Below are 4,541 nucleotides of genomic sequence, written 5' to 3' on the forward strand. Positions count from 1 at the left end.
GTGCTGAAGATGCCCTTGTAGTTGTCGAAGGTGATGGAACTCGGAATGAACTTGCCGTCGGCGATGGTAGCCGTCGATTTGAACGACAGGCTGATGATCCAGGCCAGCGGAACGAGCGCGTACAGAAGTACGAGCGCGTTGATGACGGTCCAACCGACCTTCTTGCGAGGCGTCACGGTCGTCATTACTTACGGCCTCCGTCGTCCGAGCCCGGCGCCGACGCACCGAACAGCTTGATGAACACGAACGCGATGATGGCGACGCAGAAGAAGATCAGAACGCTGATCGCCGAGCCGAGTCCGAGATTGAATGCGCCGAACAGGTTGTCGTAACCGAGGATCGACACCGAGCCGGTGCCGTTGCTGCCCTTGGTCAGCACGTAGATGTTGTCGAAGATGCGGAACGCGTCGAGGGTGCGGAAGAGCCCGGCCACCAGGATTGCCGGCTTCATCAACGGAATCGTGATGCGTATCAGACGAGTCCAGGCACCTGCACCGTCGACCTGTGCTGCTTTGAGCAGGTCGTCCGGTACGAGAGCAAGTCCGGCGAGAAGCAGCAAAGCCATGAACGGGGTGGTCTTCCACACCTCGGCGAGCACGACGATGGCCAGCGACGGTATCTGCTCGGTGAGTGGAGCACTGCCGTCGGGAAGCAGATTGGCCAGATACCCCGTGCCTGGCGTCCACGCGTAGTACCAGCTGTAGGCGGCCGCGACGGTCACGATGCCGTACGGGATCAACACCACGGTGCGGACGAGTCCGCGGCCGAAGATGGTGCGATGCATGATGAGTGCGACGGCGAGGCCGAGTACGAACTCGATGATCACCGATACGATCGTGATTCCGAGGGTCACGGTGAAGGCCGTCCACCAGTAACTGTCGCTCAGCACCGTCACGTAGTTCGACAGTCCGACGAATTCACGATCGTCGGGGAACGCCAGATTGTATTTCTGCAAACTGAGCCAGAAGGCGTAGACGATCGGGTATCCGGTGACGGCAAGCATCATGATCGCGGCAGGAGTGATCAGGATCAATCCGAGTCTGCGTTCGGCTTTCTTGCCGTCGGACAGATTCTTCAGGACTGCCTCTTTGTCAGGCGTTTCGCTCATGGAATCAGCCCTTCGGAATTGACTGCCTTGGAAACGAGATCGGCGAGCTTGTCCACATCGGCGATCGGATCGATGTTCTGCGGTGGATTCAGCGCGTCCGCGAGAAGGATCGAAATGCTCTGGTATGCAGGCGAGACCGGTCGTACTGCGGCGTTCTCGATGGCGTCGAGCACACCCTCCCACGCGGGGTACACCGCTTGGAATTCAGGATCTCGGTAGAGCTGCGCGAGCACCGGCGGGACGCCGCCGTCGACTGCGTTGTTGCGCTGGTTGTCTTCGTTGGTCAAGCACGCGACGGCTTCCCACGCGAGATCTTCGTGCTTGGTGGTCTTCGCGACGCCGATGTTGAATCCGCCGATCGTGACCTTCGCTGGTGTATCGGGAATGACGGCCGGGTACGGCGCACTGCGGAACACCTCGGCGACGGCTGCATCCTGTTGATCCGCCGGAACGTTGGTGAGGTCCAGGAACGGAACTGCGCCGGCCGCCGCGTTCTCCTTGATACCGGGCAGCACGAACGGATAGTTCACCTGGAAGGCAGAGTTGCCTGCTTCCATACCCAAGCGGGCAGTCGCCTCGTCGGTCTGCGAGATCGACGGGTCATGACCGTCCGCGGTGGCGACGCGTTTCATTATTTCGAGCGTCTTCTCGGTGGCCGCACGATGCTCGGGGGTGTCGTTCAGTTCGACGGTGGTGCCGTCCTCGCCGACGACCTGGCCACCGGCACTGACGAGCAGGCTGTTGAACCAGACCATCAGGCCCTCGTATTGCTTGGCCTGAACGCCGATGTACGCCGGTTTTCCTTCGGCCGCGTTGGATTCGGCCATGTCGATCATTTCGTCCCACGTCTGCGGCGGTTGCCCGCCGGGGACCACGTCGGGGCGATACCACAGCAGCTGCGTGTTCGAGTTGAGTGGAACCGCGTAGAGCTGGTCCTGCCATTCCGCGGTCGCCAGTGGACCTTCGAGGGTCGACCCGTCCCGCAGCGACGCCGCCAGATCGTCCGGCACCGGCAACGCCCAACCCGCCTCGGCGAATTCGGCCGTCCAGACCACGTCCAGCGTCATGAGATCGAGTGAGTCGTCGTTGCCCGCCAGGCGACGTGCCAGCTGAAGTCGCTGATCGTTCGCACTCTTGGGTAGTGTTCTTTGTTCGACCTTGTAGCGGCCACCCGACGCGGCAGAGCAGGCTTCCGCAGCGGCGGCATACTGTTCCGCGCCGTCTGCCGCGGTATAGAAGCTCAGCACAGGCGTGCTGTCGTCGGATGATCCGCACGCCGCCAGCAACGGGCTGGCGACCAAGGCCGCGGCGGCCAACACACCTATCCTGGTTGCGTTTCTCGGCCTCGGACCTCTTTGTCTGGGCACTTTCAGCCTCCGTATTTTCGAGTACGTGCGCAGGGCTGCTTCATGACACTGCCCTACACGTGAAGAAACGTAACCGAACTACACGGATCGGTGGGGACATTAGGGGGGATATTGGGACTAATCCGTAATGTGCACGAGCTCAGATCGACAACTTGGCGAGCATGTCGCGGGCCTTCTCTGCACTCTTCGGTTCGCAGAGGACGTCGTATCGGCCGGCCACCAACTGCATGCTCGACGCGAAATCTCGCTGACCCTTCGTTGCCGCATACGGGATGGCTGCTGAGATGAGCCCGAAGATGACGCCGCCGATGATGCCGATGATCAGCGCGCCGAGAATGTTCCCGTTGGTGAAGATCCCCAGCACCAAACCGAGGAACAGGCCCAGCCATGCACCCGAAACAACACCGCCACCAATGACTTTGGGCCATGTCAGCCGACCGAGCACGCGCTCGACCTGCATGAGATCGACGCCGACGATCGTGACGTCCTGAACGGAGAACTCCTGATCGGACAGGTAGTCGACCGCCTTCTGCGCTTCGGCGTAAGTCGGGTAGGAGCCGATCGGCCAACCGGACGGCGGCGTCGGGAGCCCCTGGCCTGCGCGTCCGGGTTGCGAAAGTGGGTTCGTCATTTCTCTATTGTGCCCGGTTCCGCCCGTCAGGGAAACGGACAGCTGGTCGAACTCTTCGCCCAGTCAGCTCACGAACCGGTCCGGACCATTCCCGCTGCCCGCCCCTTGGCCGAGATGACCAACGCCATTTTCCGTGAGGCCTCGTCGATCATCTCCTCGCCCAGCATCACTGCGCCCCGTGCGCCGCCGGCAGCAGAGGTGTGAAAGTCGTAGGCCTCCAGAATTTCCTCGGCCTTGTCGAAATCAGCCTGGCGAGGGCTGAAGATCTCGTTGGCCGCATCGATCTGGGTGGGATGCAGTACCCATTTGCCGTCGAACCCGAGTCCGGCAGTGCGTCCCGCTGCGCGCCGAAAAGCATCGAGGTCACGGATGTGCAAGTACGGACCGTCGATCGCCTGTAGGCCATGAGTGCGTGCAGCGAGAAGAATAGTCATCAGAATGTGGTGATAGGCGTCACCGGTGTCGTACCCCTCGGGCTGCTCGCCGACGACGAGGGTGCGCATGTTCACGCTCGCCATCAAGTCCGCTGGGCCGAACACGAGAGTCTGCACGCGTGCACTCGCAGTGGCGATCTCGTCGATGTTTCGCAGACTGCGCGCGCTCTCGATCTGCGGCTCGATTCCGATGGAGCCGACCTCGAGTCCGCTCGTCTTCTCGACCTGGGTCAGCAGAAGATCGAGCGCGCTCACGTGCGCGGCAGTCTCGACCTTCGGCAGCAGAATGGCGTCGAGGTTCGCGCCGGCACCGGAGACCACGTCGATGACATCCCCATATGTCCATGGCGTGGTCCAGTCGTTGACGCGGACCACCTTGAGCTGAGTACCCCACCCGCCCGAGTTGAGCGCTTCCACGATGCGCCCCCGCGCTTCGACCTTGGCGATCGGTGCGACGGCGTCCTCCAGATCGAGAAAGACGGCGTCGGCGGGAAGACCCTTGGCCTTGTCGATCATCTTCGCGGAACTGCCGGGGACGGCCAGCACCGATCGGCGGGGACGGCTGTGGTGCACCGAAGTCATGGGGGTCGTGTTCTCCTTCTCGCTTCGCTTGCCGGTCCAATTCTCTGATTGGTCCCCGCAGGCTCTAACCTTGCCATCATGGCAGCTCTGAGCAAGGTATTCGCGGCCAGGCTGGCTGGTCTGGTCGTCCTCGGGCCCGATGGCGAATCCATCGGCCGTGTCCGCGATCTCGTGGTGACGATGCGCGTCGGCCGCGCGCAACCCCGCGTCTTGGGCCTGGTCGTCGAACTTGCCACGCGCCGAAGGATTTTCGTGCCGATGCTGAGGGTGACAAGCATCGAGCCGAACTCGGTTCAGCTGACCACCGGCAACGTCAGTCTCAGGCGGTTCTCGCAGCGCGCAAACGAAATCCTGGTGTTCGCGCAGATACTCGACTCCAAGGTTCGCGTCGACGATCCGGAGCTCGAGGAGCTACACGA

At 62.1% G+C, this 4,541-nt stretch carries 5 protein-coding genes and 1 pseudogene; 1 reads left to right on the forward strand and 5 read right to left on the reverse strand.

The genetic code is table 11. The features are described from left to right. The 5 genes and pseudogenes from A2J03_RS03540 to A2J03_RS03560 all read right to left on the reverse strand — a co-directional run. Positions 1–185 (reverse strand): annotated as a pseudogene (locus tag A2J03_RS03540) (carbohydrate ABC transporter permease); the annotation flags it as partial. After that, the gene (locus tag A2J03_RS03545; RefSeq protein ID WP_068369763.1) at positions 185–1,108 is read right to left on the reverse strand and encodes a carbohydrate ABC transporter permease; all 924 of its coding nucleotides are present in this window, start codon (positions 1,106–1,108) and stop codon (positions 185–187) included. The pseudogene A2J03_RS03540 and the gene A2J03_RS03545, both read right to left, overlap by 1 nt. Continuing rightward, entirely contained in the window at positions 1,105–2,427 is a 1,323-nt protein-coding gene (locus tag A2J03_RS03550) for an ABC transporter substrate-binding protein (protein WP_068369766.1), read from the reverse strand. The genes A2J03_RS03545 and A2J03_RS03550 overlap by 4 nt, the downstream gene beginning before the upstream one ends. A 187-nt stretch (positions 2,428–2,614) precedes the next feature. Further along, positions 2,615–3,106 (reverse strand): general stress protein, encoded by a 492-nt coding sequence (locus A2J03_RS03555; protein ID WP_068369769.1) that lies wholly within the window; start codon positions 3,104–3,106, stop codon positions 2,615–2,617. Between the two features lie 68 nt (positions 3,107–3,174). Further along, complete coding sequence (locus tag A2J03_RS03560) at positions 3,175–4,122, reverse strand: HpcH/HpaI aldolase/citrate lyase family protein (protein ID WP_068369772.1); 948 nt, start codon at positions 4,120–4,122, stop codon at positions 3,175–3,177. Positions 4,123–4,200: 78 nt separating this feature from the next. On the opposite strand from A2J03_RS03560, the gene A2J03_RS03565 reads away from it, so the two are divergent. Then, a partial coding sequence (locus A2J03_RS03565) for a PRC-barrel domain-containing protein (protein ID WP_331712353.1) occupies positions 4,201–4,541 on the forward strand: 341 nt, incomplete at its 3' end.

The organism is Rhodococcus sp. EPR-157 (assembly GCF_001647195.1).
Lineage (GTDB): Bacteria > Actinomycetota > Actinomycetes > Mycobacteriales > Mycobacteriaceae > Rhodococcoides.

Excerpts from the sequence above, each read along its gene's own strand:
- A2J03_RS03545 (WP_068369763.1), bottom strand. The coding sequence starts at position 1,108 with ATGAGCGAAACGCCTGACAAAGAGGCAGTCCTGAAGAATCTGTCCGAC.
- A2J03_RS03560 (WP_068369772.1), bottom strand. The coding sequence starts at position 4,122 with ATGACTTCGGTGCACCACAGCCGTCCCCGCCGATCGGTGCTGGCCGTC.
- A2J03_RS03555 (WP_068369769.1), bottom strand. The coding sequence starts at position 3,106 with ATGACGAACCCACTTTCGCAACCCGGACGCGCAGGCCAGGGGCTCCCG.